The sequence below is a fragment of the Roseateles sp. genome, from assembly GCF_047654805.1.
Classification (GTDB): domain Bacteria; phylum Pseudomonadota; class Gammaproteobacteria; order Burkholderiales; family Burkholderiaceae_C; genus Pelomonas.
This window is the reverse complement of sequence record NZ_JASGIV010000001.1, coordinates 4,882,604-4,906,005: the sequence shown is the minus strand read 5'-3', so window position 1 is coordinate 4,906,005 and position 23,402 is coordinate 4,882,604. Positions and strand designations below refer to the sequence as shown.

General features: G+C 69.5%; 15 protein-coding genes. 9 read left to right on the top strand and 6 right to left on the bottom strand.

What is annotated here, in order from left to right:
* Positions 1–99: 99 nt before the first annotated feature.
* From QM732_RS22120 to QM732_RS22110, 3 genes are all read right to left on the bottom strand, one after another.
* On the bottom strand, positions 100–432 hold the full coding sequence (locus QM732_RS22120) for a PspC domain-containing protein (RefSeq protein ID WP_415658245.1): 333 nt from the start codon (positions 430–432) through the stop codon (positions 100–102).
* Positions 433–535: 103 nt separating this feature from the next.
* Positions 536–2,332 carry an ABC transporter substrate-binding protein gene (locus tag QM732_RS22115; protein WP_415658244.1) on the bottom strand — a complete coding sequence of 599 codons (1,797 nt, stop codon included), beginning with the start codon at positions 2,330–2,332 and terminating at the stop codon, positions 536–538.
* Positions 2,332–4,140, bottom strand: coding sequence for an ABC transporter substrate-binding protein (locus QM732_RS22110; RefSeq protein ID WP_415658243.1), 1,809 nt, complete (start codon positions 4,138–4,140; stop codon positions 2,332–2,334). The genes QM732_RS22115 and QM732_RS22110 overlap by 1 nt, the downstream gene beginning before the upstream one ends.
* A 152-nt stretch (positions 4,141–4,292) precedes the next feature.
* Here QM732_RS22110 and QM732_RS22105 point away from each other — a divergent pair, with 152 nt between their 5' ends.
* From QM732_RS22105 to gshA, 8 genes are all read left to right on the top strand, one after another.
* Positions 4,293–5,231: an ABC transporter permease gene (locus tag QM732_RS22105; protein WP_415658242.1), complete on the top strand. Its 939-nt coding sequence runs from the start codon at positions 4,293–4,295 to the stop codon at positions 5,229–5,231.
* Positions 5,228–6,289 carry an ABC transporter permease gene (locus QM732_RS22100; protein ID WP_415658241.1) on the top strand — a complete coding sequence of 354 codons (1,062 nt, stop codon included), beginning with the start codon at positions 5,228–5,230 and terminating at the stop codon, positions 6,287–6,289. The genes QM732_RS22105 and QM732_RS22100 overlap by 4 nt, the downstream gene beginning before the upstream one ends.
* Positions 6,286–7,977, top strand: a complete 1,692-nt coding sequence (locus QM732_RS22095; protein WP_415658240.1) for an ABC transporter ATP-binding protein — start codon at positions 6,286–6,288, stop codon at positions 7,975–7,977. Before QM732_RS22100 ends, QM732_RS22095 begins: the two co-directional genes overlap by 4 nt.
* A gap of 137 nt (positions 7,978–8,114) precedes the next feature.
* Entirely contained in the window at positions 8,115–10,190 is a 2,076-nt protein-coding gene (locus tag QM732_RS22090; RefSeq protein ID WP_415658239.1) for a diguanylate cyclase domain-containing protein, read from the top strand.
* Positions 10,187–12,226: a diguanylate cyclase gene (locus tag QM732_RS22085; protein WP_415658238.1), complete on the top strand. Its 2,040-nt coding sequence runs from the start codon at positions 10,187–10,189 to the stop codon at positions 12,224–12,226. Before QM732_RS22090 ends, QM732_RS22085 begins: the two co-directional genes overlap by 4 nt.
* Positions 12,223–13,209 carry a Bug family tripartite tricarboxylate transporter substrate binding protein gene (locus QM732_RS22080; protein ID WP_415658237.1) on the top strand — a complete coding sequence of 329 codons (987 nt, stop codon included), beginning with the start codon at positions 12,223–12,225 and terminating at the stop codon, positions 13,207–13,209. Before QM732_RS22085 ends, QM732_RS22080 begins: the two co-directional genes overlap by 4 nt.
* 105 nt (positions 13,210–13,314) lie before the next feature.
* Positions 13,315–14,982, top strand: coding sequence for a SulP family inorganic anion transporter (locus QM732_RS22075; protein WP_415658236.1), 1,668 nt, complete (start codon positions 13,315–13,317; stop codon positions 14,980–14,982).
* A gap of 41 nt (positions 14,983–15,023) precedes the next feature.
* Entirely contained in the window at positions 15,024–16,517 is a 1,494-nt protein-coding gene (gene gshA, locus QM732_RS22070; RefSeq protein WP_415658235.1) for a glutamate--cysteine ligase, read from the top strand.
* On the opposite strand, the gene QM732_RS22065 is transcribed toward gshA, so the two are convergent.
* The gene (locus QM732_RS22065; protein ID WP_415658234.1) at positions 16,514–18,664 is read right to left on the bottom strand and encodes a putative bifunctional diguanylate cyclase/phosphodiesterase; all 2,151 of its coding nucleotides are present in this window, start codon (positions 18,662–18,664) and stop codon (positions 16,514–16,516) included. The genes gshA and QM732_RS22065 overlap by 4 nt on opposite strands.
* A 214-nt stretch (positions 18,665–18,878) precedes the next feature.
* Here QM732_RS22065 and QM732_RS22060 point away from each other — a divergent pair, with 214 nt between their 5' ends.
* Positions 18,879–19,535 (top strand): YecA family protein, encoded by a 657-nt coding sequence (locus QM732_RS22060; protein WP_415658233.1) that lies wholly within the window; start codon positions 18,879–18,881, stop codon positions 19,533–19,535.
* Between the two features lie 93 nt (positions 19,536–19,628).
* Here the strand turns inward: QM732_RS22060 and QM732_RS22055 are convergent, their stop codons facing one another.
* Positions 19,629–22,031, bottom strand: coding sequence for an alpha/beta hydrolase family protein (locus tag QM732_RS22055; RefSeq protein ID WP_415658232.1), 2,403 nt, complete (start codon positions 22,029–22,031; stop codon positions 19,629–19,631).
* Positions 22,032–22,078: 47 nt separating this feature from the next.
* Positions 22,079–23,365, bottom strand: coding sequence for a heat-shock protein (locus tag QM732_RS22050; protein WP_415658231.1), 1,287 nt, complete (start codon positions 23,363–23,365; stop codon positions 22,079–22,081).
* Positions 23,366–23,402 lie beyond the last annotated feature (37 nt).

Genomic DNA, 23,402 nt, shown 5'->3' with positions numbered 1-23,402 from the left:
ATACCGATGAATCTTCAACAGGCCCTCCGGGCTGACCCCTTCGGCGATCCCCGCGTCCGCCCGGCCCCTTGGGGGCGGGCGAAGCCGACAGGATGTGGCTTACTCCTCGGGCACGAAGATCCAGAGCAGGATGTAGAGCAGGATGCCGCTGCCGAAGGCCAGGAACAGCACCGTGAAGATCAGGCGCCAGACCCAGGAGTCCAGTCCCGTGGCGCGGGCGATGCCGCCGCAGACGCCGCCGACCCAGCGGTCCAGGCGGGAGCGGCGCAGGCCGTTGACGGCGCCGAGGTTGGGGGGCGTGGTGCTGGCGCCCGCGCCGCTCGGGGCATGGCCACCCAGCAGGCGGGCCTTGGCCTTGGCGAATTCCTCGTCGCTCAGCACGCCGCGGGCGTGCAGGTCGGCCAGTTTGCCGAGTTCTTCTGCGTCGTTCATTTGAGGCTCCTTAGCGGTTGATGAGGCGAAGCCTAGCGGTCCTGCATGCAGGCGCGAGCCGTCTGCGACAGGCGGTCGAATCGGTGGGATGCGGCCTCGGAAATCAGCGGACAGGCTGCTTGGCCGGCTCGACATCCACGAACTGCCAGAAATCCAGCCAGAACAGGGGCCGGCGATAGCCGCTCATCCAGGGCTGCTCGATGTCGGTGAGGATGCGGTGCACATGCACCTTGTAGGGCATGTAGGTGATGGCGATGCGCTTGGCCTCCTTGAACAGGGCCTCGCGCTCCGGGCCATCTGGCATGGCCTGCATGCGGTCGTAGATCGCGTCGTAGCGGGCATCCTTGAAGCGCGGCAGATTCTGCGTGCCCGATGCCGGGCCGTACAGGCGCTGCATCGCGCCCTGGCCGTCGGGCTGGGCTGCCGTCGAGCCTACCGGCCACATCTGGTAGTTGCCGGCCTGGGCGGCCTTCAGGTTCTCGGGCCACTGCTGGATCTTCAGGCGCAGCCGGATGCCGATGGCGCTCAGTGCCTTGTCCCAGAGCTCGTCGATGGAGCGCGACAGCGAGTTCGGTTCGGTGTTGCGCGTCAGCACGAGCGGACTGCCGTCGGGCAGGTCACGCCAGCCGTCGCCGTCCTTGTCGACGTAGCCGTACATGTCGAGCAAGGCCTTGGCGCGGGCCGGGTCGTAGTCGCTCATCTCGCTCTTGAAGGCGGGGTCGTAGCCGCTGGTGTGCGGCACGATGGGGGCCTGGGCCGGCACTCCCTGGCCACGGCGCGCGAGCAGGATCTCCTTGCGCACGTCGTAGGCGAGCGAGATGGCCCGGCGCAGCGCCACCTTGTCGGGCGTGTAGCCGCCCACGACGGGGTCATTCATGTTGAAGCAGGTCAGCAGCATGTCGGGCGCCAGCGTGAACCGTGCCTTCATGCCCTGCTTGGCGAGGTTGGGCGCGAGATGGCCTCCTGGCGCGGCCTGGGTGATGAACTCCTCAGGCACGCGCTCGATGAAGTCGTGCTCGCCGCGCAGATAGGCCAGCCAGCGAGGCTGGCGCTCGACGATGACGTCGACGACGACGCGGTCGACCAGCGGGATGCGCTGCCCCTTGAACCTGGCGTATATGGCCTGTGCCTCGGCATCGTCGGGCGCCGGGAATGCCTCGTAGTGGCGCTCCCGGTAGCTCGGGTTGCGCTCGAAGACGATCTGCGAGCTGCGCCGCCATTCCTTCAGCACGAAGGGGCCGGTGCCCACCGGGTGCTCCATGATCTTGTCGCCATAGAACTCGACGACCTCGCGCGCCACGGCGCCGTAGAGGTCGTTGCCCGCGAAGATGGACTCGATGAGCCGCGGACGGGCCTCGTTCGTCCTTACCTGCAGCGTGTAGCGGTCCAGCGCCTTCACGCCCGCCACCTCGGTGTCATAGGGGAAGGGCTGCTTGGACTTGATGACCTTGTCGCGCAACTCGGCCAGGCCGACGAGTCCGGCGTCCTCGTAGCTGATCCAGCCCTGGGCATTGTTGGCCGGATCGGCGTAGCGCTTGATGCTGTAGACGAAGTCCTGGGCCGTGACCTCGCGCTTCATGCCCTTGAAGGCCGGGTCGTCGGCGAAGTAGATGCCGGGGCGCACCCGGATCGTGAAGGTCTTGTAGTCGGCGCTGACCTCGGGATCGGCCGCCGCGATCAGCGGCACGATCTTGGTCGGCCGCGCCAGCGGGTCGTAGGTGTAGAGGGCCTCGAAGATGTGCGCGGTCAGCGTGCGCGAGTAGATGTCCGACAGGCGCACGGGGTCGAAGCCCGTTTCGGCGACCTGGAAGGCATAGCGGAAGGTCTTCACGGGCTCGGCCGCCTGGGCGGGCGCGAGCAGCGCGGAGCAGACGGCGAGGGCGGCGAAGAGTTGCTTCATCAATGGGCCTGCGGCTGGGCGGAGGGGTCGACGTCCACGTACTTCCAGAAGTCGCGCACGAAGATATTGCGGCTGTAGCCCTTGACCCAGGGCTGGGCCATGTCGGTCCAGATGCGGTGCACGTGGAACTTGTAGGGTGCGTAGGCGATGAGCAGGCGCTGGCCCTCGGTCATCAGGGCCTGGCGCTCGGGACCATCGGGCAGGGTTTTCTGCTTCTCGTAGATGGCATCGAAGGCGGGCAGCTCGAAGCGTGGCTTGTTGGCCTTGCCGCTGGCGGCGCTGGAGCCCAGCGCGAGGAAGGTGTCGCCGTCGGGCGTCGTGCCCACCCAGCCGACGCCCCACATCTGCAGCTTGCCGGCGTTGGCGGCCTTGAGCTGCTCGGGAAACTTGCCGATCTTGAAGGTCATGCGGATGCCCAGGGCGGCCATGTTCTTCTGCCATTGCTCGGCGAGCTGGCGGCGCTCGCCGTCGGCCAGCGTCGAGTACTCGATGGTCAGCGGCTTGCCGTCGGGCTGCTCGCGCCAGCCGTCGCCGTTGCGGTCCTTGTAGCCATACATGTCCAGCAGCGCCTTTGCCTTGGCCAGGTTGAACTCGGTCATCTCGGACTTGAACGCCGGGTCGTGCCCGAACGCGACGGGCGGGATGGGCCCCTGGCTCATGATGGCCTGGCCGCGGCGCACGAGGCGGATCTCCTTGTCCAGGTCCACGGCCAGGTTGATCGCGCGGCGCAGCGCGATCTTCTCGGGCGTGTAGCCGCCGACGACCGGGTCCTCCATGTTGAAGTAGGAGAGCGAGATGTCGGCGCGCGGGTAGCGCGTCATCGTGATGCCCTGCTTGACGAGGTTGGGCGCCAGGTGGCCGCCCGGCATGGCGACGCCGGCGAAGTCGATGGGCACCTCCTCGATGACGTCGGCCTCGCCGCGCAGGAAGGACAGCCAGCGCGGCTGGGCCTCCTCGATGACGTCGATGACCACGCGGTCCACCAGCGGCAGCTTGCGGCCCTGCAGCGCCGCGACCTCGGCCTTGAGCTGCGGGCTGGCGTCGGGCGGCGCCACCTCGGCGTAGCGCACGTCGCGGAAGTTCGGGTTCTTCTCGAGCACGATGCGCGAGCTGCGCCGCCAGTCGGCCAGCCGCCAGGCGTTGGTGCCGACCGGGTGCTCCATGATCTTGTCGCCATAGAACTCGACCACCTCGCGCGCGACGGCGCCGAGGAAGCCGGCGTCGGCGAACTGCTGGACGAAGCGCGGGTCGCCGACGCCCAGCTTGAGCTGGAAGGTGTAGCGGTCCAGCGTCCGCAGGCCCTCGACCTCGCGGTCGTAGTCGAACGGCTTCTTGGCCTTCATCAGCGCGGTGCGCAGCTCCGACAGGCCCAGGATCTTGACGTTCTCCAGCAGGTAGAGGTTGCCGCTCTTGAGCTTGGGGTCGTAGTGGCGCTTGACCGAGTAGACGTAGTCGGCGGCGGTCAGCTCGCGCTTGACGCCCTTGAAGGCCGGGTCGTCGGAGAAGTAGATGCCGGGCCTGACCTTCATCGTGATGGTCTTGAAGTCGGCGCTGATCTCCGGCATCTCGCTCAGCGTGGCAGGGCGCAGCTTGAAGGGGCGGGCGCCGAAGTCGTACTCCAGCGGCGCGTCCAGGATGCCGCCGACGATGGCCTTGGAATAGGCGTCGGTGATCTGCACCGGGTCGAAGCCGGTCTCGGCGATCTTGAACGCGTAGCGCAGCACCTTCTCTTGCGAAGGACTTTGGGCGTTGGCTGCATTCATTGCGCAGGCCAGCAGCAGGCCGGTCAGCAGGGGGAAAAGCTTCATCACGGGGGGCGCAGACTCGAAAGAAGGGCGCAGTCTAGTGAAACCGTCAGGGCAGGGCACAAGTCGCCTCGCATAGACTCCGGCCCGTTTCTTCGTGCAACCCCGCATCCACGGCGGGGTTTGCAATTTCTGGAGCCCCGCTGGAGTCCTGAATGGCGGCCTATCTCATCCGACGCCTGTGGCAGATGATCCCGACCCTGCTCGGTGTCGTGCTGCTGGTGTTTTTCCTCTTCAAGTATTTCGGCAGCGATCCGGCCATCATCCTCGGCGGGCTGAATGCGAGCCCGGAGCAGATTGAATCCATCCGCGAGCAGCTCGGCCTGAACAAGCCGGTCTGGGAGCAGCTGTGGATCTTCATCCAGCAGATCGTCACCTTCGACTGGGGCAAGAGCTGGGCCACCAACGAGTCGGTGGCCAACCTGTTCGCCACGCGGCTGCCGGCCACGCTGACGGTGACGCTGCCCATCCTCGTGCTGGAGGTGATGCTGGCCATCCCGTTCGCGCTGGCCGTGGCCACCGTGCGAGGCAGCCTGACGGATCGCGCCGTGATGATCTGCACGACGGTGGCCGTGTCCATCTCGCTGCTGGTCTACGTCATCCTGGCGCAGTATGTGTTCGCCTTCCGACTGGGCTGGTTCCCGGTGCAGGGCTGGACGGGCAGCCACTGGACCAACCTGACGACGTATGCGCCGCTGCCGGTGCTGGTGGCGGTGGCCGTGTCGATGGCGCCGCAGATCCGCCTGTACCGCAGCTTCTTCCTCGACGAGATCGGCCACGACTACGTGCGTACAGCGCGCGCCAAGGGCATGACCGAGGGCACCGTGCTGCTCAAGCATGTGCTGCGCAACGCGATGATCCCCATCCTGACCAACGTCTCGGTGCTGCTGCCGGGCGTGCTGGTGGGCAGCTTCCTCATCGAGGTCTTCTTCTCCATTCCCGGCCTCGGCCGTGAACTGCTGCTGGCCGTGAACCGCGGCGACTACCCCGTCATCCAGGCCTTCGCGATCTACCTCGCCGCGCTGACGATGACGGTCAACCTCCTCGTCGACCTGCTCTACAAGCTTGTCGACCCGCGCGTGGTCCTGAAATGAGCGCCGTCACCTCTTCCTCCTCATCCGTCCCGGTCCGGGCCGCCGCGACGTCGAGCGGTGGCGTCTGGGCCGCCTCCTGGCGGCGCCTGCGCACCGACCGCGTCGGCGTCGTGTCGATGTGGGTCGTCGGCGCCTTCCTCGTCCTCGTGCTGCTGGCCGCCGTCAACGTGGTCGCGTCGGGCTGGCAGCAGGAGGTGGGCGTGCCCAATGCGCCCCCCACCCTGCTGGGGCCGCAGCCGCCAGAAGACACCGGCACCATCGCCGCGCCCAAGGGCCCCAACGTGGACCTGTCCGACATCGATCCGCTGAGCTCCCGCTACGGCGAGTGGGCCGAGCGCGCCAAGGCCTTCAAGACTGACGAGGTGCCCAAGGCCGAGACCCTGCCCCTGGGCGGCGACCGGCTGGGCCGCGACGTGCTGGCCAAGGTCATCAAGGGTGCCGAGGTCTCCATCGTCGTGGGCCTGGCGGCAGCCATCGTTGCGACGCTGATCGGCACCGTGCTGGGCGCCGTGTCGGGCTTCTTCGGTGGCAGGGTCGGCGATTTGCTGGAGTGGGTCTACAACGTCTTCACGGCCATCCCCAGCATCCTGCTGATCTTTGCCTTCGCGGCCATCTTCCCGCGCGGCATGGGGGCCATCGTGGCCATCCTGGCGCTGACCGGCTGGACCGGCATCTACCGCTTGATCCGCGCCGAGTTCATCAAGCATCGTGTGCGCGAGTACGTGCGCTCCGCCGAGGCCATCGGGGCCTCGCAGTGGTCGCGCATGTTCAAGCACATCCTGCCCAACGTGTCGCACGTGGCGCTGGTGCAGCTGTCGCTGCACGTCGTCAGCTTCATCAAGAGCGAGGTCATCCTGAGCTATCTGGGCCTGGGTGTCGGCGTGGACCAGGTCAGCTGGGGCACCATGCTGGCCGAGGCGCAGAACGAGATGATCCTCGGCTACTGGTGGCAACTCGCCGCCGTGACGGCCTTCATGGCCGTCTTCGTCACCGCGTTTGCCCTCTTCACCGATGCGCTGCGCGATGCGCTCGACCCCAAGCTGCGAGGCCTCGAATGAGCACGCTCCTCAGCATCCAAGACCTCAAGGTCGCCTTCCGCATGGGCAAGGCCGATGGCGTCATGCAGCGCCAGCTGGCCGTCAAGGGCGTCAGCTTCGATGTGCCGCAGAACAGCACGGTGGCCCTGGTCGGCGAGTCCGGCTCGGGCAAGAGCGTGACGGCCATGTCCATCCTCAACCTGCTGCCCAGCAATGCCGAGCGCGAAGGCCGCGTGCTTTTCCAGGGCCGCGACCTGCTGCAGGCGGGCACCAGGGAGCTGCAGGGCATCCGCGGCAAGGACATCGCCTGCGTGTTCCAGGACCCGATGAGCTCGCTGAACCCGGTCTTCAACGTGGCCACGCAGATCTGCGAGCCGCTGATGAAGCACATGGGCATGAGCCGCCGCCAGGCCCTGGTGCGCGCCGAGGAGCTGCTGCACGAGGTCGGCATCCCCGAGCCCAAGCGCCGCCTGGGCGCCTACCCGCACGAGATGTCGGGCGGCCAGCAGCAGCGCGTGATGATCGCCGTGGCGCTGGCCTGTGCGCCCAAGCTGCTGATCGCCGACGAGCCCACGACCGCCCTGGACGTGACCATCCAGCGCCAGGTCATGGAGCTGATGGCGAAGCTCAAGGAATCGCACAAGATGAGCCTGCTGTTCATCTCCCACGACCTGGGCGTCGTCGGCGAGATCTCGGACCAGGTCGTCGTCATGCGCCACGGCCAGGTGCGCGAGAACGCTCCGGTGGCGCAGATCTTCAACGACCCGCAGGACGCCTACACCAAAGCCCTGCTGGCCTGCCGGCCGTCGCTCACCGAGAACCCGGCGCGGTTGATGGTCATCGACGACCACATCGCCGGCCGCGCTGCGGCCACCGACGTCAAGGCCAAGGATGCGGACGCGCCCGTGGTGCTGGAAGCGACCGGCCTGCAAAAGAGCTTCTGGCTGAAGCAGGGCCTGTTCGGCAAGCGCGAGTTCAAGGCCGTCAAGGGCGTCAGCTTCAAGCTGCGCAAGGGCCACACGCTGGGTGTGGTCGGCGAGTCCGGCTCGGGCAAGACCACCATGGGCCTGACGCTGTTGCGCCTGCACGAGCCCACCGGCGGCCAGGTGCTGTTCGAGGGCCGCGACCTGCTGAAGATGAGCGGTGCCGACTGGCAGCAGATGCGTCGCCGCATCCAGGTCGTGTTCCAGAACCCCTATGCCTCGCTAAACCCGCGCTTCACCATCGGCCAGACGCTGCGCGAGCCGATGGAGATCCACGGCATCGGCAAGGACAGCGCCGAACGCGAGGCGCGTGCCGTTGCCCTGCTCAAGAAGGTGGGCCTGGACGAGTCCGCGATGGCCAAGTACCCGCACGAGTTCTCGGGCGGCCAGCGTCAGCGCATCGCCATCGCGCGCTGCCTGACGCTGCAGCCCGAGGTGCTGGTGCTGGACGAGGCCGTGTCGGCGCTGGACGTGTCGGTGCAGGCCCAGGTGCTCAACCTGCTGAAGGACCTGCAGGACGAGTTCGGCCTCAGTTACATCTTCATCAGCCATGATCTGGCCGTCGTGAAGTTCATCTCGGACGAAGTGCTGGTCATGCAGAACGGCGATGTCGTCGAACAGGCGGCCACGCCCGAGCTCATCCGGGCGCCGCGCGAGGACTACACGCGCCGCCTGCTCGGTGCGGTGCCGCGCGGCTACAGTGGGCCTGCCAGCCAGAACTTGTAACAAGTTGATTCCGCGCCGGCGTGCAAATTCAACGCTCCCCGGGCATGTCCTGTGCGGCGCGGCCGGCGAACCGCGATGAAATCTCGTCCCCGGGGCGGCACGAGTGCCCCGCTGTCGACTTGATGCACCCATCATCCTTGGCTTCTCGATCCACGCTGTGCGCGGTACTGGCGCTGCTGTGCGCTTGCTCGCCGGGCGGCAGCGTCGACACGCCGCCGGCGGTGGTATCGGCGGCGCCGGACGACAGCCTGGCCCGCGACCTCGAACGCATCGAACGTGCCGCCCGCGCCAAGCCCGCCCAGCTTGAGCTGGAACTGCGCATCCGTACCCAGGGCCTGACCGCCTGGAGCTCTGCCCACCTCGAGGTACTGGCCTTGCGCGGCTGGCTGGTGGCCATGGCGCGCGATCGCGCGCAGAGCGAACAGATCGGCCAGCAACTGCGCGAATGGCCGGCGGGCGAGCTGCGCCCGACCGCCATCGTCGCGGCTGCCAGCGTTGGCGCCGAGTACCTGCGTGCCCATGGCGACCTGCGCGAGGCGCGCAAGCTGCTGCTGACAGTCGATGCCGCCCAGCTCAACGCGGCCGCACCGATCTTCCGCTGGCGCTACTACGACCAGCTCGCCGCCATCAGCGGAGACTCGGGTGAGCTCGACGGCTCGCTGAACTATGGGCACTCGGCCCTGCGCCTGGCCGAGCAGATCGGCCAGCCCTGGCGCGTCGCGCTCACGCTGGTGGACCTGGCCTTCACGTCCAACCGTGCCGACACGCCGGCGCGTGCGCGCCAGCTCATCGCCCAGGCACTGACGGAGGCCCAGAAGGACCCCGACCCGATGACGCTGAACCGCGTCTACACGATGCGCGGCATCCTCTACGCCAACGACAGCGACTCCAGCATCACGCTGCAGGCCAACTCCGATGCGCTGGAACAGGCCACGCGCGCTGGCGCAGACTCCGTGCGTGCGCTGGGCCTGGCCAACTTCGCCGACTACCACCTGCGCCAGGGCCATCCGGCGCGGGCTCTGGAGCTGGCCCAGCAGGCCCTGCCGCTGGCGCGCGCCACCCGCAACTTCAATGCCGAGAGCGTCGCCCGCTCCAACATCGGCCTGGCCAAGATCGCCATGGGCCGCATCGCCGAGGGACGCGAGGACGTGCGTGGCGGCATCATGCTGGACGAGCAGCAGGGCGCGCTGTCGTATGCCTCGGCCGGTTGGGAGGAACTGGCCGGCTACCTCGAGAAGGCCGGCGACTTGTCCGGCGCCGTCAACGCCTATCGCGAGCACCGCCGCGTGAGCGAGCGCGTGCTGCGCGACGAGACCCGCAAGCTGCTGCTGGAGGCCCAGGAGCGCCAGGACGCCGAGCAGCGCGCCCGGGACATCGAGCTGCTGAACCGCGACAACGCGCTCAAGGCCGAGCAGGTCCATCAGCGCAACCTCGCGCTGATGCTGTGGGCGGCGCTGGGCGGCTGCGTGCTGGTGTCGCTGGGCCTGCTGTACCAGGCCTTTCGCCGCGTGCGCCGCACCAACGAGGCACTCGCCCACAGCAATGCCTCGCTGAAGCGTCAAAGCGAGACCGATCCGCTGACCGGCCTGGCCAACCGCCGCCATTTCCAGGCCGCCATCAAGAGCCTGTCCAGCGCCGAGGGCCTGGCGGCCAGCGTCTTTCTGATCGACATCGATCACTTCAAGCGTATCAATGACGGCTTCGGCCATGCGGCCGGCGACGCGGTCCTCATCGAGATCGCCGGCCGGCTGCGCCAGGCCGTGCGCGACGACGACCTTATCGTGCGCTGGGGCGGCGAGGAGTTCCTCATCGTCGCGCGCAGCCGCGAGGGCTTGTTCGCGCCCCAGCTCGCGCAGCGCCTGCTTGACCTCATCGGTGGCCGGCCCGTGCAGCAGGACGGGCGCGACATCCCCGTCACGGCCTCCATCGGCTTCGTCAGCCTGCCCGTGCCGCCGCACGGCCTGCGCCTGACGTGGGAGCGTGCCATCGACCTCATCGACACGGTCATGTACCTTGCCAAGGCGCATGGCCGCAACAAGGCCTATGGCGTCGAGCGCATCGATGCCGTGGACCCGCTGGCCGCCGCACAGATGACGGCCCGCCTGGAAGCCGCCTGGAGCGAAGGGCAGGTCGGCCTGCAGGTGCTGAGCGGGCCAGGCATCGCACGGCAGGCCGAGGCGGGCGAGCCGGCCTCGCAGGTGGACGGCACATGAAGAGGATCGCGACCATCCTCTTGCTGGCGCTCGGTCTGGCCTGTGCGCAGTCCGCACCGGACCCCGAGGCCGAAGACACGCTGCTGGCCAACATCGCACGCCGCGCCTTCGACGACCCCGAGGCCATGCTGGCCGAGCTCGCGCGGCGCTGGCCCGCCCATGCCGAGCCCGGCCAGCCACGCGAGGCGGTGTGGCTGATGACGCGTGCGCGCGTGCTGCTGCATGCGGGCCGTGTCGAGGCCGCCGATGCCATCGCCACGCAGCTGATGGCCCGCGAGGACGGCAAGGACCGCGGCTGGCTGCTGCGCGCCCTGGCCCAGGAGCGTGCCGGCAAGCCTGCCGGCGCCCTTGCCGCACGTGCCCTCGCCGGCCTGGACAGGCATTGCCCGGCCGGTGACGAGAAGCGCGCTGTGCGCGAGCTGGGCTGCGACTTCCGCAGCGCCTGGGAGGCCTTGCGCATCCTGCAGCGCGAGCAGTACAACCAGGGCGCCTTTGTGCTGGCCGAGGCCGGTGTCAGGCGGGCGCTGGCCCTGGCCCGTGCCGGCGAGGACAGGCACCTGGCCGCGCTCAGCCTGGGCATGCTGGCCGTCGCGCTGCAGGCCCAGGACCGCATCGACGTCGCGCGTGTCGAGTTGCAGGCCGCCGAAGCCGAGGCGGTGAGTGATCCCGTGGCCGCTGCGCGGGTGCGCAACTACGAGGGCGCCATCGAGCGCCGAGCCCGCGACATGAGCGCTTCGCGCAGTGCCTTCGAGGCGGCCCTGCTGCTGGCCGAGCAGGCCGACGCGCCCCATCTCGCCGCGCAGTTGCGCTCCAACCTCGTCGACTCCTACATGCACCTGGGGCTGCTCAAGGAGGCGCTCGCCGCCGGCCAGCGCGCCATGCCGGTGCTGCAGCGCTTTGGCGACCGCTTCTACGAGCGCAGCCTGCACCACAACCTCGCCGTCGCCTACATCAAGCTGCGCCAGTTTGAACAGGCCCGCCAGGAGCTCGTCAAGGTCAGCGAGTTCGGGGTCGATCCGGCCGACCTCGTGCTGCGCGCCCGTGAGCTGCGCGAGCTGTCCGACACCTGGGCAGAAGCCGGCCAGTACAAGGAAGCCCTTGCAGCGCTGCATGGCGAGCGCGAGCTGAATGCGCGCGCCAACGAGCGCAACCGCGCTGCCGCGCTGGAGGAACTGGGCCGCAAGTACGACAGCGCCGCCAAGCGGCGCGACCTGGACCTGCTGGCCCGTGACGGCCAGCTCAAGGACCAGCAACTGGAGAACCGCCTGCTGGCGCAGAAGGTCGGGCTGGCCGTCGGTGCGCTGCTTCTGCTTTCCCTCGCGCTGATCGGCGTCACGCTGCTGCGCATGCGCCGCGCCCAGGCGCGCCTCACAGCCAACCAGAGCCTGCTGCGCGCCCAGAGTGAGCGCGACCCGCTGACCGACCTGTCCAACCGCCGCCATTTCCTGGCCGTCATGGACCAGCGTGCCCGCGAGGAGAAGGTCGAGGGCTTCCAGGGCGCGCTGATGATGATCGACATCGATCACTTCAAGAACGTCAACGACTGGCATGGCCACGCGGCCGGCGACGCCGTCATCGTGGAGGTCAGCCGCCGCATCCGGGCGGCAGTGCGCGACACAGACCTCGTCGTGCGCTGGGGTGGCGAGGAGTTCCTGGTTTTCGCGCCGTCGCTGCCGGGCGACGACTTGGCGCTGATGGCCGAGCGCATCCTGCGCAGCATCGGCAGTGAGCCGATCGATACGCCTACCGGCCCTCTGCGGGTCACCGCCTCCATCGGCTTCGCGAGCTTCCCGATCGGAAGCCCGGCTGGTTCGGGCGGCGCGGCAGCGCCGGCGCTGCGCCTGCACTGGGAGCAGGCCGTCAACTGGGCCGACATGGTGCTCTACAAGGCCAAGGCGGAAGGGCGCAACCGCGGAGTCGGCATCACGGCCGTCGAGGCCCCGGACGCGAATATGCTTGCGACCCTGCTGCAAGACTTTGACGCCGCCTGCATCAACGGCCAGGTCCAACTCCGACAATTGCCCGGTCCGTCATGAGTGCCCTCCTGCAACGCCGCGGCCTGCTGTTCTGGCTGGCCACCTCGTCGGTGTCCGCTCAGTCCTGGCCGGCGCGACCGCTGCGCCTGGTCGTGCCCTATGTCGCCGGCGGCGCCTCCGACGTCGCCGCGCGTCTGCTCGCGCCCGAGCTGCAGCGCCGCCTGGGCCAGCCGGTCTCGGTCGACAACCAGCCTGGCGCCGACGGCAATATCGGCAGCGCCGAGGTCGCCAGCGCCACCGATGGCCACACGCTGCTGATGGGCAGCGTCGGCACGCACGTCATCAACCCGCTGCTGTCGCGCCGCCTGCCCTACGACCCGGTGAAGGACTTCGCACCCCTGTGCCTGGTCGCGACCGTGCCGCTAGTCCTGGTCATGAACCCGGCCGTCGCCCAGGCCCTGGGCGTGCGCAAGCTTGCCGACCTCGTGCACGCCGCTACGGCCCAGCCCGGCCGGCTGCACATCGCCTCGGGCGGCAATGGCAACCCTTCGCACCTGGCCGGCGAGCTGTTCAAGCGCTTGACCCAGACCTACATGCTGCACTTCCCCTACCGCAGCACGGTCTCTGCGCAACAGGACGTCATTGCAGGCAACATGGACCTGATGTTCGACACGTTGCCCGGGGCTCTGCCGCAGATCAGGGCCGGCAAGCTGCTGGCCCTGGGGGTCACCAGCGCGCGCCGAAGCCCCAGCATGCCGGAGCTGCCCACCGTCGAGGAGGCGGGCGGCCCGGCGTTGAAGGGCTATGAGGCCAGCGCCTGGATCGGCCTGTTCGCGCCCAGCAGCCAGCCGGCCGAGCAACTGGCCCGCCTGCAGCGAGACAGCGTTGCGGCGCTTGCCGGCTCTGGGCTGCGGGAGCGTCTGACCAGCCGCGGCATGCTGGTGCATGGCAGCGGCAGCGCCAGCTTTGCCGCGCTCATCGCCGCCGAGACCGAGAAATGGGCGCGCGTGGTGCAGGTGTCGGGCGTCAAGGTGGACAGGTGAGCAGCACCACGTCCAAGGCATGCCTTGGCCGCTCCCCCGTGGGGGCGGCGATGCTCATCGCCCAAGCCGGCCGGCTTGGTGCGGTGCGGCAATGGCTCCACTGACATGAGGCTGCCCATCACCTGGCGCGCCGACCTGATCGCCGGTGCCGTCGTCGCCGTGCTGCTGATTCCGCAGAGCCTGGCCTATGCCATGCTCGCCGGCCTGCCGCCGCAAGTGGGCCTGTACGCCAGCCTGCTGCCGCTGCTGGCCTATGCGGCGCTGGGTTCCAGCCCGGTGCTGGGCCTGGGACCGGTGGCGGTGCTGGCACTGATGATCGCGCAGGCCCTGGGTGGCCTGCCGGCGGGAGTCAGCGCCTCGGAAGGTGCGCTGGTGCTCGCCGCCGAGGTGGGGCTGGTGCTAGCGCTCGCCGCGCTGCTGCGGCTGGATGCGCTGGCCTCGTTGCTGTCGGTGCCGGCACTGCGGGGCTTCGAGAACGGAGCAACGCTGATGATCGCGGCCGGCCAGTTGCCGGTGCTGCTGGGCAGCGCGGCCACGGGCTTCACGCTGCCGGACCTGCTCGTCTCGGCCGTGCATGGCGGCTGGGGTCCGGCGAGCGCCGCCTGGGGTGGCCTCGCCATCGTGCTGCTGCTGGCCTCGCGCCGCATGGGCTCCCGGCTGCTGGCTCGGCTTGCACCGCTGCTGCTGCTGATCGTGGCGATGGTGCTCTCGGCGCTCACGCCGACGGCCCGTGGCGTGGCCCAGGTGGGTGCGCTGCCGTCGCTGGCCCTGCCGCTGGGCCTGCCGCTGCTGGACGCGGCGCTCTGGTTGCAGCTGCTGCCGGCCGCGGCCCTGGTGGCGCTGATGGGGTTTGTGTCCAGCCTGGCGGTGTCGGAGTCGCTGGCACAGCGCCGTGGCGAGAAGCTGTTGCCGGCGGCGGAGATGCGCGGCCTGGCGGCGGCCAACCTGCTGGCCTCGGTCAGCGGCGGCATGCCGGTGGCGGGCAGCTTCTCGCGCAGCATCCTGCTGCACGAGGCTGGCTCGCGCAGCCGCTGGAGCCTGGTCTTCGTCGCCGTCTTCATGTTCCTGGCCATGCTGCTGCTGGCCGAGCCGCTGGCCCACCTGCCCAAGCCCGTGCTGGCGGCCACCATCGTCGTGGCCGTGCTGGGCGGCTTCTCGCTGCGCCCCTACCGCGAGGCCTGGAGCTATGCGCGCGCCGAAGGGCTGTTGATGCTGGCCGTCACGGCCGCCGTGCTGCTGTGGAGCATCGGATTCGCGCTGGCCCTGGGCGTGGTGGGCTCCATCGCGCTGCTGATCCAGCGTACCGCCAGGCCGCACGTGGCGCGCATCGGCCGCGTGCCGGGCACCCAGCACTACCGCAACGTCGAGCGCTACGCGGTGGAGTGCCGGGCCGAGGTCGTCGGACTGCGCGTGGACGAGAGCCTGGTGTTCACCAACGCCCGAGGCCTGGGCGATGCGGTGCTGGCTCATGTGCGTGAGCACCGAGAGCGGGTCGGCCCGCCGGACCGCGTCCTGATGCTGATGGCCCCGGTCAACCACATCGATGTCTCCGGCCTCACGGCGCTGCAGGAGCTGCATGCGACGCTGGCGGCGGAGGGGCTGAGGCTGGAATTCTCCGAGGTCAAAGGGCCTGTGCTGGACCGGCTGAAGGCGGTCGGCTGGCTGGAACGCTACGACGTTTCCCTCTACCTCAGCCACCATGAGGGCATCCAGGCTGGTGAACATGCCCTGAGGCCCAGTCTGGCCGACATGGACGCGCCCGGGCAGCTGTAGCGCGCATCTGCTACCGTGTCGCGCCCAGCAGCCCAGACGCCATGGACAACAAAGAGATATTGCTCGGCATCCGCCGCGGCATCGAGAAGGAAAGCCTGCGCGCCCTGCCCGGAGGCAGCTTGGCGCTGACGCCGCATCCCGTGGCTCTCGGCGCGGCGCTGACGCATCCCCACATCACGACGGATTACAGCGAGTCCCAGCTCGAGCTCATCACCGGCGTGCATGCCGGCGTCGAGGACTGCCTTCAGGAGCTGACCGAGATCCACCAGGCCGTCTACCGCGCGCTGGCTGACGAGCGCCTGTGGGTGGGCTCCATGCCCTGCGGCCTGCCGGCCGACGAGACCATCCCCATCGGCCGTTACGGCAGCAGCAACGTCGGCCGCGCCAAGAGCGTCTACCGCATGGGCCTGGGCCAGCGCTACGGCCGGCGCATGCAGACCATCTCCGGCATCCACTACAACTGGTCGCTGCCGGGCGTGTCGACCGACGGCTATCTCGGTGCCATCCGCAACTTCCGCCGCGAGGGCTGGCTGCTGCTCTACCTGTTCGGTGCCAGCCCGGCGCTGTGCGACAGCTTCGTTGCTGGTCGCGAGCATGGCCTGCAGCGGTTGTCGGGCCACACCCTCTACCTGCCGCATGCCACCTCGCTGCGCATGGGGCGCCTGGGCTACCAGAGCGATGCGCAGTCCAGCATCGCCGTCAGCTACAACTGCCTGGAGAGTTACGCGGCGTCGCTGCAGGCGGCGCTGAGCCAGCCCTATCCGGCCTACGAGGCCATCGGCGTGCAGACGCCGGGCGGCGACTACAACCAGCTCTCCACCAGCCTGTTGCAGATCGAGAACGAGTTCTACAGCACCATCCGCGCCAAGCGCGTGATCCGCTCCGGCGAGCGGCCGCTGCATGCGCTGCGCGAGCGCGGCGTCGAGTACATCGAGGTGAGGTTGATGGACCTCGACCCCTTCGAGCCGCTGGGCATAGGCGCCGACGCCATGCGTGTGCTGGACACCTTCTTGCTGCACTGCCTGCGCAGCGACAGCCCCGACGACACGCCGCAGGAGATTGCAGCGAACGCGCGCAACCAGCACAGCGTCGCTGCCCGGGGCCGCGAGCCGGGCCTGATGCTGGAGCACTGGCGCGGCGGCGAGCGGTCGCTGTCCGACTGGGCCGGCGAGATCCTGGCCGCCTGCGCCGCGCAGGCCGAGGCGCTGGACGCGGCCCATGGGGGCGATGCGTATCGTGCGGCGCTCGGACGCGTGGCGCTGCGGCTGCAGCGGCCCGAGCTCTGTCCGTCGGCTCGCGTGCTGGCCGTCATGGCCCAGGACTTCGACGACAGCTACGTCGCCTTCATCCGCCACCAAAGCGATGCGACGCGCGCGGCGCTGCTGGCCCTGCCTTTCGCGGAGCCGCTGCAGCAGCGCTTCGAGAAGATGGCGGCGCAATCCCTGGCCGAGCAGGCCCGCATCGAGGCGGCCGACACCCTGGGCTTCGAGGAGTTCCGGCGCTTTTACGTGGCGCCGGAGCGCATGGCCGTCTAGGCGGCCTGCGTCGCGTATAGCGAGGTGCTGAAGCGCGGCCGGCCATCGCGCGCATGCATGGCCCAGCGCGTCAGCTCTTCGGCCGGCATGGGCCGGGCGAACAGGAAGCCCTGCAGCTTGTCGCAGTGCTTGCCGCGCAGCACGGCGGCCTGGCCCTCCGTCTCGACGCCCTCGGCGACGACCTGCAGGCTCAATGCATGGGCCAGCTCGATGACGGCCTTGACGATGGCGCGCGCATCGGCGCTGGTCTCCAGGTCCTGGACGAAGCTGCGGTCGATCTTGAGCTGCGACAGGGGCAGTCGACGCAGATAGGCCAGGCTGGAATAGCCCGTGCCGAAATCGTCGATGGACAGCGCCAAGCCCAATCCGGCCAGGCGGCGCAGCGTGCGCTCCGTGGCTTCTGCATCGTCCATCGCGACGGACTCGGTGATCTCGCAGGTCAGGTGCTGGGCATCGACGCCGTATTGGGCCAGCGCCTCCTCGAAGCGCCGTACCAGCGCGTCCGGCTGGCGCAGCTGCTGCACGGACAGGTTGAGGGCCACGCGCATCTGCAGGCCGGCATCGCGCCAGGCGGCTAGCTGGCGACAGGCCTCGGCGATGACCCAGTCACCCAGCGGCATGATGAGGCCGAAGCGCTCGGCCACCGGGATGAAGGCCCCCGGGCTCACCGGCCCGCGTAGCGGATGCTGCCAGCGCAGCAGTGCCTCCACGCCGGTGATGGTGCCTTCGTCCGTGGCGATCTTGGGCTGGTAGTGCAGCATCAGGCTGCCGCTGCCCGCCTCGCCGGCCAGGGCGGCGCGGAGGTCGCGGGCCAGCTCGAGCTGTTCGCGCACGCCCGCCTGCATGTGCGCCTCGAAGAAGGCGAATCCGTTGCCACCGGCGCGCTTGACCGATTGCGCCGCCGAATCGGCCTGGGCGATCAGCGCCTCGCCCGGCCCCGAGCCGTCGGCCAGGGCAATGCCGATGGAGGCTGACAGCCGCAGCGGGTGGCTGCCGGCGCCGGGCACGCCGTCCATGGGCTCGGCCAGCGCGTCCAGAAGGCGTTGCGCGACCTGGGCCAGCGCCGCCTCGGCGACCTCACCCTCCAGCATCAGCACGAACTCGTCGGCCGCCAGGCGAGCCAGCGTGTCGTCGCTACGCGCCAGGCCCTGCAGACGCTGCGCCACCCCACACAGCACATGGTCGCCGGCACCCAGGCCGAAGCTGTCGTTGATGGGCTTGAATCCGTCCAGGTTGATGAGCAGCAGGGCCAGCCGGGCGCCCTCTCGGTGGCCGCGCGCGGCGGCGTGCTGCAGGCGGTCGTCGAGCAACTGGCGGTTGGCCAGGCCGGTCAGCGGATCGCGCAGCGCGCGGACCTGCAGCTCGGTGGTGGCGGCCTGCAGTGATTGCTGCAGCCGGCGGGTGTGGCGCTGGCTGCGGGCATCCAGCGCCGACGTGACCAGGGTCAGCAGCAGCAGCGCGAAGGTGGCGCCGGCGACCAGCGTGCCGAGGTTGTCGCCGCGCAGTGCGTCTGCGCTCAGGCAGACCGAGCTCTCGCCGATGCCGGCGGCGGCCATGCCGGTGTAGTGCATGCCGCTGATGGCTGCGCCCATGGCGAGGGCGGCGCCCAGCTGCGCCCAGCGCGCCCAGGCGCGTGGCAGGCGCCGCAGCGCGAAGAAGATCCAAAGGGCGGCGGCGGCGGCGCCGACCGCGACGGCCGCCGAGGCGGCGACTAGCGTCCAGTCCCACTGGATGCCCGGCGCGAGTACGAGGGCGGCCATGCCCATGTAGTGCATGGCGCAGATGCCGCCTCCCATGCTGAGCGCGCCCAGCGCCAGCCAGGCGGGCGTCAGCGTCTCCCGGGCGGCGACGCGCAGCGCGATCGCCGACACGCCTACCGCCGCCAGCCAGCTCAGCAGCGTGACGGCCGTGTCGTAGCCGACGGAAAAGGGCAGCTTGAGCGCCAGCATGCCGACGAAGTGCATGGCCCAGATGCCGGTGCCCAGTGACAGCGAGCCGGCGATCCACCAGGCGCGTGCAACCAGCGCATCCGGCGTGCGCACGCGCTGGGCGAGGTCCAGCGCCACATAGGACGCAAAGGCAGCGGTCAGGTAGGAAAGCGCCACGACTGCCGGATCGAAGCGCAGCGCGAGTACGGCAGCGGGCATGCCCGCTAGTATGAAAGCCAGGCGCAAGGTCGAGTCCGACTCACCCGCCGTGGGCGTGAAGGGTTGACGCAGAACGCAAAAAAAGACCCGGTCAGCAGGCTGCCGGGTCATGAAGCCCTCGGGGTCGAGGGCGTCGTTGGGATGAGTGGGACTGTAGGGCCCGGGCCGGCGCGGCGGTGGGCACTATTCACGGCGCACTGCCGATAATCCCGCCATGTCCACCGCCCCACACCGCGCCCCCGAAACCCTCACCGAAGACGACCTGGAACGCCTGCAGGCCCTGCTGGACGCGCTGCCTGCGCCGCTGGAGCCGCTGGACGTGAGCATGCTGGACGGCTATCTGTGCGGCGTGCTGCTGCAGCCCGAGGCCGTGCCGCTGGCGGCCTGGCTGCCGCCCATCCTTGACAGCGAGGGGCGACCCACGCCGGCACGCGTCGGCGACGAGCTGCTCGCGCTGCTGCGTCGCCGCCACAAGGAACTCAATGTCGCCATCGCAGGCCGGCAGTGGTTCGACCCCTGGATCTTCGAGCTGGATGACGATGCCGACCCCAGCGAGACGGTGCTGCCCTGGGTGGCCGGTTTCGCGCACGCGCTGGATGCGCATCCAGCGCTGATGCGCCTTCCCGAGGAGCCCCTGCTGGAGCCTTTGGCCGCGATCTACCTGCACCTGGACCCGGATGACCTCGAGGACGCCGATGCGCTGCTGGAGGAGATCGACTCGCTGGAGCCGCCGGCCGACCTGGAGGAGGCCGTCGAGGGCCTGGTCAGCGCGGTGCTGATGCTGGCCGACGTGTCGAGGCCGTTGAAGGCCGCTTCGCGGCCGGCCCCCCATGGCGCCCAGCGTCGCCGGGGTCCGCCGCCGCGGCGCTGAGGAGTCCCTCGCCCGGGCTTGAGCCGGGCGAACGCCCGCGGGCAGTTCGCCAGGCCGGGCCGGCTTGGGGCGGCCCGGAACGCCAGGGTTGAATTAGCGCGGCGCGCGCGGATCGCGCGTTTGCCGGGCCATCCAAGTGCTCATCTCCCACAGCGTGTGGCCGACGGACTCGCGCGCGCTGTAGCCATGCGACTCATGCGGCAGCACCACGTAGCGCACCTGGCCGCCGGTGCCGGCCAGCGCCTGGTAGAAGCGTGCCGACTGGATGGGGAACGTGCCAGGGTTGTCGTCGCTCTCGCCGTGGATGAGCAGCAACGGCTCCTTCAGCTTGTCGGCGTAGTTGAACGGCGAGAGCTTCAGATAGACGTCCTGAGCTTCCCAGTAGGTGCGGCGCTCGCTCTGGAAGCCGAATGGCGTCAGCGTGCGGTTGTAGGCGCCGCTGCGGGCGATACCGGCCTTGAACAGGTCGGTATGGGCCAGCAGGTTGGCCGTCATGAAGGCGCCATAGCTGTGGCCGCCCACGACCATCTGCTGCGGGTCGCTGACGCCCAGCTCGGCCGCCTTGTCGATGATGGCCTGGGCATTGGCCGTGATCTGCTCGACGAAGCTGTTGTTGACGGTCTTGGGATCGCCCACGACGGGCATGGTGGCGTCCATCAGCACGACGTAGCCGTCCAGCGCCATCATGACGGGGCTGGCGCCGGCCAGCGTCACAAAGCGGCTGCCGGAACCGCTGACCTGGCCAGCGGTGGAAGCATCGGTGAACTCCAGCGGGTAGGCCCAGACCAGCGTGGGACGGCGCTCCCCAGGCTGGTAGTCGGGCGGCAGATAGAGCCAGAACGACAGCTCCACGCCATCGGCGCGCTTGAACTTGACCAGCTCGCGCTTGATGGCCCGCAGCTGCGGCGCGGGATCGGCATTGCGGGTCAGGGCCTGCAGCTGCTCGAAGCCAGCGCCGCTGCGCAGCACCAGGTTGGGCGGCTCGGTGGCACTTTCGCGGCTGCTCAGCAGGCGGCCATCGGCCAGCAGCGTGATGGGGCGCTCGTAGTGCGTCGGGCCGGAGCGGAACAGGCGAGTGGCCTTACCTTCCTTCAGGCTGTAGCTGTCGATGAAGGGCAGGTCGCCGTCCTTGCTGGCGCCGTTGCCGGCAAGCAGCAGGCGGTCGCCGCCGTCCACGCGCACGATGCCGCGGCCGTTGGGCAGCACGCGCGTCAGCGGTTGACCGGGGTCGTTGTAGCGGTCGCGCATGGAGCGGCTTTGCAGGCGCTGCGGCTGGGCTGCGCCGTCCAGCGCGACCAGGTCCGTGGCGATCCACAGGCGGTCGCGGTCGAAGTCGGACACGATGGCGCGGTCGCCGGCATCGACGAAGGCCATGCTGCCCAGGCGGCCCACCGTGCGGTGCACCTCCTTGGCGTCGCCCTGGTAGGGCGGGTCCAGGCGCATCAGCCGGTCGCGCAAGGGCACCTTGTTGCGTTGGTCCCCGCCGTCCAGGGCTTCGACCCAGTAGATCGCGCCGTCGGCTCGCGGCGAGGCCCAGAAATTGCGCGGCCCGGTGATGACACCCTCGACCGGCACGCCTTCCTTGAGCTTGACCTTGCCCAGGTCGCGCAGCAGCTTGCCGTTGAAGTCGCGCAGCTCGACCTGGCGGGCGAAGTCGTTCCAGGTGACCTGGTAGCTGAACGGCGGCACCAGGCGTTCGGTGATCAGCGTGCCCTGGGTGCCGACGACCTCGAGGCTGGCGTAAAGGCCCGGCATGCCGATCTCGCGCGAGGCCCCGGTGGACAGCTTGATGCGGCGCAGCGCCGAACTGGCGTAGTGGCTGAACAGCGCGTCGTCCTGGCTGTTCTTGAGCAGGTCCTGCAGGGTGCGCTCGGGCGAGTTGCGGCCCATGGACTCCTGGATGCTCGGGCCGCTGGGCGCGTCGAACGCCGGTGCCGGCCCGCGCTGCTCGGGCACGGTCAGCGCGATGATCTCGTCGTTGGAGATCCAGGCGACCGAGGCCTCGAGGATGGTGTTGAGCTTCACGCCCTTGACCGGCCCGACCTTGCCGGTGGCCACGTCGCCCAGCCACAGCTCGGTGGCGTTGGCGGTACGGCGGTTCAACAGGAAATGCCTGCTGTCAGGCGACCAGCGCAGCGACGAGAAGGTGCCGCCGGCCGGCAGCTTGACCACGCGCTCTGCGGCGTCGGGGTTGGCAAGCTCGCGCAGCGTGATGGCCTGGATGTTGGCCGTCAGCTGCGGGCTGCTGGCGGCGGCGTCGATGCGCCGGCCGGCCAGACGCAGGATGGGCCGGGCGAGCTCGGCCACACTGCGGTAGCGTGCCAGGCTGATGCTGGCCAGCGTGCGCTGGTCGGGCGACAGGGAGTGGCCGGGCAGGGGCGCTGCGTCGAGCACGGCGCGGATTTCGGCGGAAGGCTGCTGGTAGATCTGCGGCTCGGCGGCGTGGGCCGCGGTGGCGGCCAGAGCGGCTGCGGCCCAGGTCAGGGCTTTCAACATGGGTGGCGTTCTCGGAGGGAGGCGAAACCGCGCAGCCTAACAGTTGCCTAGGATGCGCCGAACAGGCGCCGGGCGTGAAGCCCCAGGCCAGTGGCGACCGAGGCGAACCGGTCGCCGGTGACGCGCGCGGCCTGGGGGAAGCCGGCTGCCATGCCGTCGACCAGCAGGCGCAGCCCGGTCGAGCCGCCGGTGAAGTAGAGCGCGTCGATCTGCGCGGGCTGCAGGCCGGCCTGCGCCACCGTCTCGTGGGCTGTTGCGATGATGCGGTCCAGGTCGGCGCGCAGCGCGTCCACGGCGGTCTTCTCGCTCAGCGGCAGGATCAGGCCGCGTTCGATGTGGCTCAGGTCCACTGTCGTGTCGGCTCCACCGGAGACGGCGATCTTGGCGCCTTCGGCGCGCGCGGCCAGCTCGTGGCCCAGGCGTTCCTCCAGCACCGTCATGAGCCGCGCATGCTGGCGCACGTCGCTGAACCAGCTCTTCATGCCGCGCCATTCGGCCACGCGCAGCGGCGCGTAGCAGGTGTTGATGAGGTGCCAGGTGGCGAGGTCGAAGTAGATGCCGCTTGGAACTTCGCGACCACTGGGGCCGGTGCTGCGATAGCCGAACTCCTGCAACAGGCCGGCCAGTTCGATGTGGCGGTCGAAGTCGGTGCCGGCGATGTGGACGCCGTGGCTGGCGAGGATGTCGTCGCGGCGTGCCAGGCGCTGCGCGCGCTCGGGGCCGACGCGCACGATGGAGAAGTCGCTGGTGCCGCCACCGATGTCGGCCACCAGCACGATCTGCTCGCCCCTGCCTTCGCGAATGGCCTGCTGTTCGAAGTCGAAGGCCGCCGCGATGGGTTCGTACTGGAACTGCACGTCGCCAAAGCCCACCGCGCGGGCGCAGGCTTCCAGCTGGGCCTGGGCCTGGGCGTCGCGTTCGGGTTCGCCGTCGACAAAGAACACCGGCCGGCCCAGCACGACGCGTTCTGGTTCGCCGGCCAGGCGGCGCAGCCGCTTCAGGTAACCGGCCACGATGTCCGAGTACTTGGCGCCGCGCCCGCCGCCGACGTCGGTGGTCTGCTCAATGAGGCTGGAGCCGAGGATGCTCTTCATGGAGCGCATCAGCCGACCGTCGTGGCCTTCCACGTAGGCGGCCACGGCAGCGCGGCCGAAGGCGCGCGGCGGCCCGTCGGCATCGTGGGGCCCTTCGGCGAAGTAGAAGACGGCCGTGGGCATGGTGCGCTGGCCGGGCTCGAGATCGACGAGGCGCATGCCGCCTGCGCCTTCGGGCACGGCAACGGCCGAATTGGAGGTGCCGAAGTCGATGGCACAGAAACTGGAGGAGATGTTCATGACGTCACGCCGTGGCGGAGGTGTCCCTGGGGGCTTC

Coding starts and splice junctions, on each gene's coding strand:
- QM732_RS22120 (WP_415658245.1), bottom strand. CDS start 432: ATGAACGACGCAGAAGAACTCGGCAAACTGGCCGACCTGCACGCCCGC.
- QM732_RS22115 (WP_415658244.1), bottom strand. CDS start 2,332: ATGAAGCAACTCTTCGCCGCCCTCGCCGTCTGCTCCGCGCTGCTCGCG.
- QM732_RS22110 (WP_415658243.1), bottom strand. CDS start 4,140: ATGAAGCTTTTCCCCCTGCTGACCGGCCTGCTGCTGGCCTGCGCAATG.
- QM732_RS22105 (WP_415658242.1), top strand. CDS start 4,293: ATGGCGGCCTATCTCATCCGACGCCTGTGGCAGATGATCCCGACCCTG.
- QM732_RS22100 (WP_415658241.1), top strand. CDS start 5,228: ATGAGCGCCGTCACCTCTTCCTCCTCATCCGTCCCGGTCCGGGCCGCC.
- QM732_RS22095 (WP_415658240.1), top strand. CDS start 6,286: ATGAGCACGCTCCTCAGCATCCAAGACCTCAAGGTCGCCTTCCGCATG.
- QM732_RS22085 (WP_415658238.1), top strand. CDS start 10,187: ATGAAGAGGATCGCGACCATCCTCTTGCTGGCGCTCGGTCTGGCCTGT.
- QM732_RS22080 (WP_415658237.1), top strand. CDS start 12,223: ATGAGTGCCCTCCTGCAACGCCGCGGCCTGCTGTTCTGGCTGGCCACC.
- QM732_RS22075 (WP_415658236.1), top strand. CDS start 13,315: ATGAGGCTGCCCATCACCTGGCGCGCCGACCTGATCGCCGGTGCCGTC.
- gshA (WP_415658235.1), top strand. CDS start 15,024: ATGGACAACAAAGAGATATTGCTCGGCATCCGCCGCGGCATCGAGAAG.
- QM732_RS22065 (WP_415658234.1), bottom strand. CDS start 18,664: ATGCCCGCTGCCGTACTCGCGCTGCGCTTCGATCCGGCAGTCGTGGCG.
- QM732_RS22060 (WP_415658233.1), top strand. CDS start 18,879: ATGTCCACCGCCCCACACCGCGCCCCCGAAACCCTCACCGAAGACGAC.
- QM732_RS22055 (WP_415658232.1), bottom strand. CDS start 22,031: ATGTTGAAAGCCCTGACCTGGGCCGCAGCCGCTCTGGCCGCCACCGCG.
- QM732_RS22050 (WP_415658231.1), bottom strand. CDS start 23,365: ATGAACATCTCCTCCAGTTTCTGTGCCATCGACTTCGGCACCTCCAAT.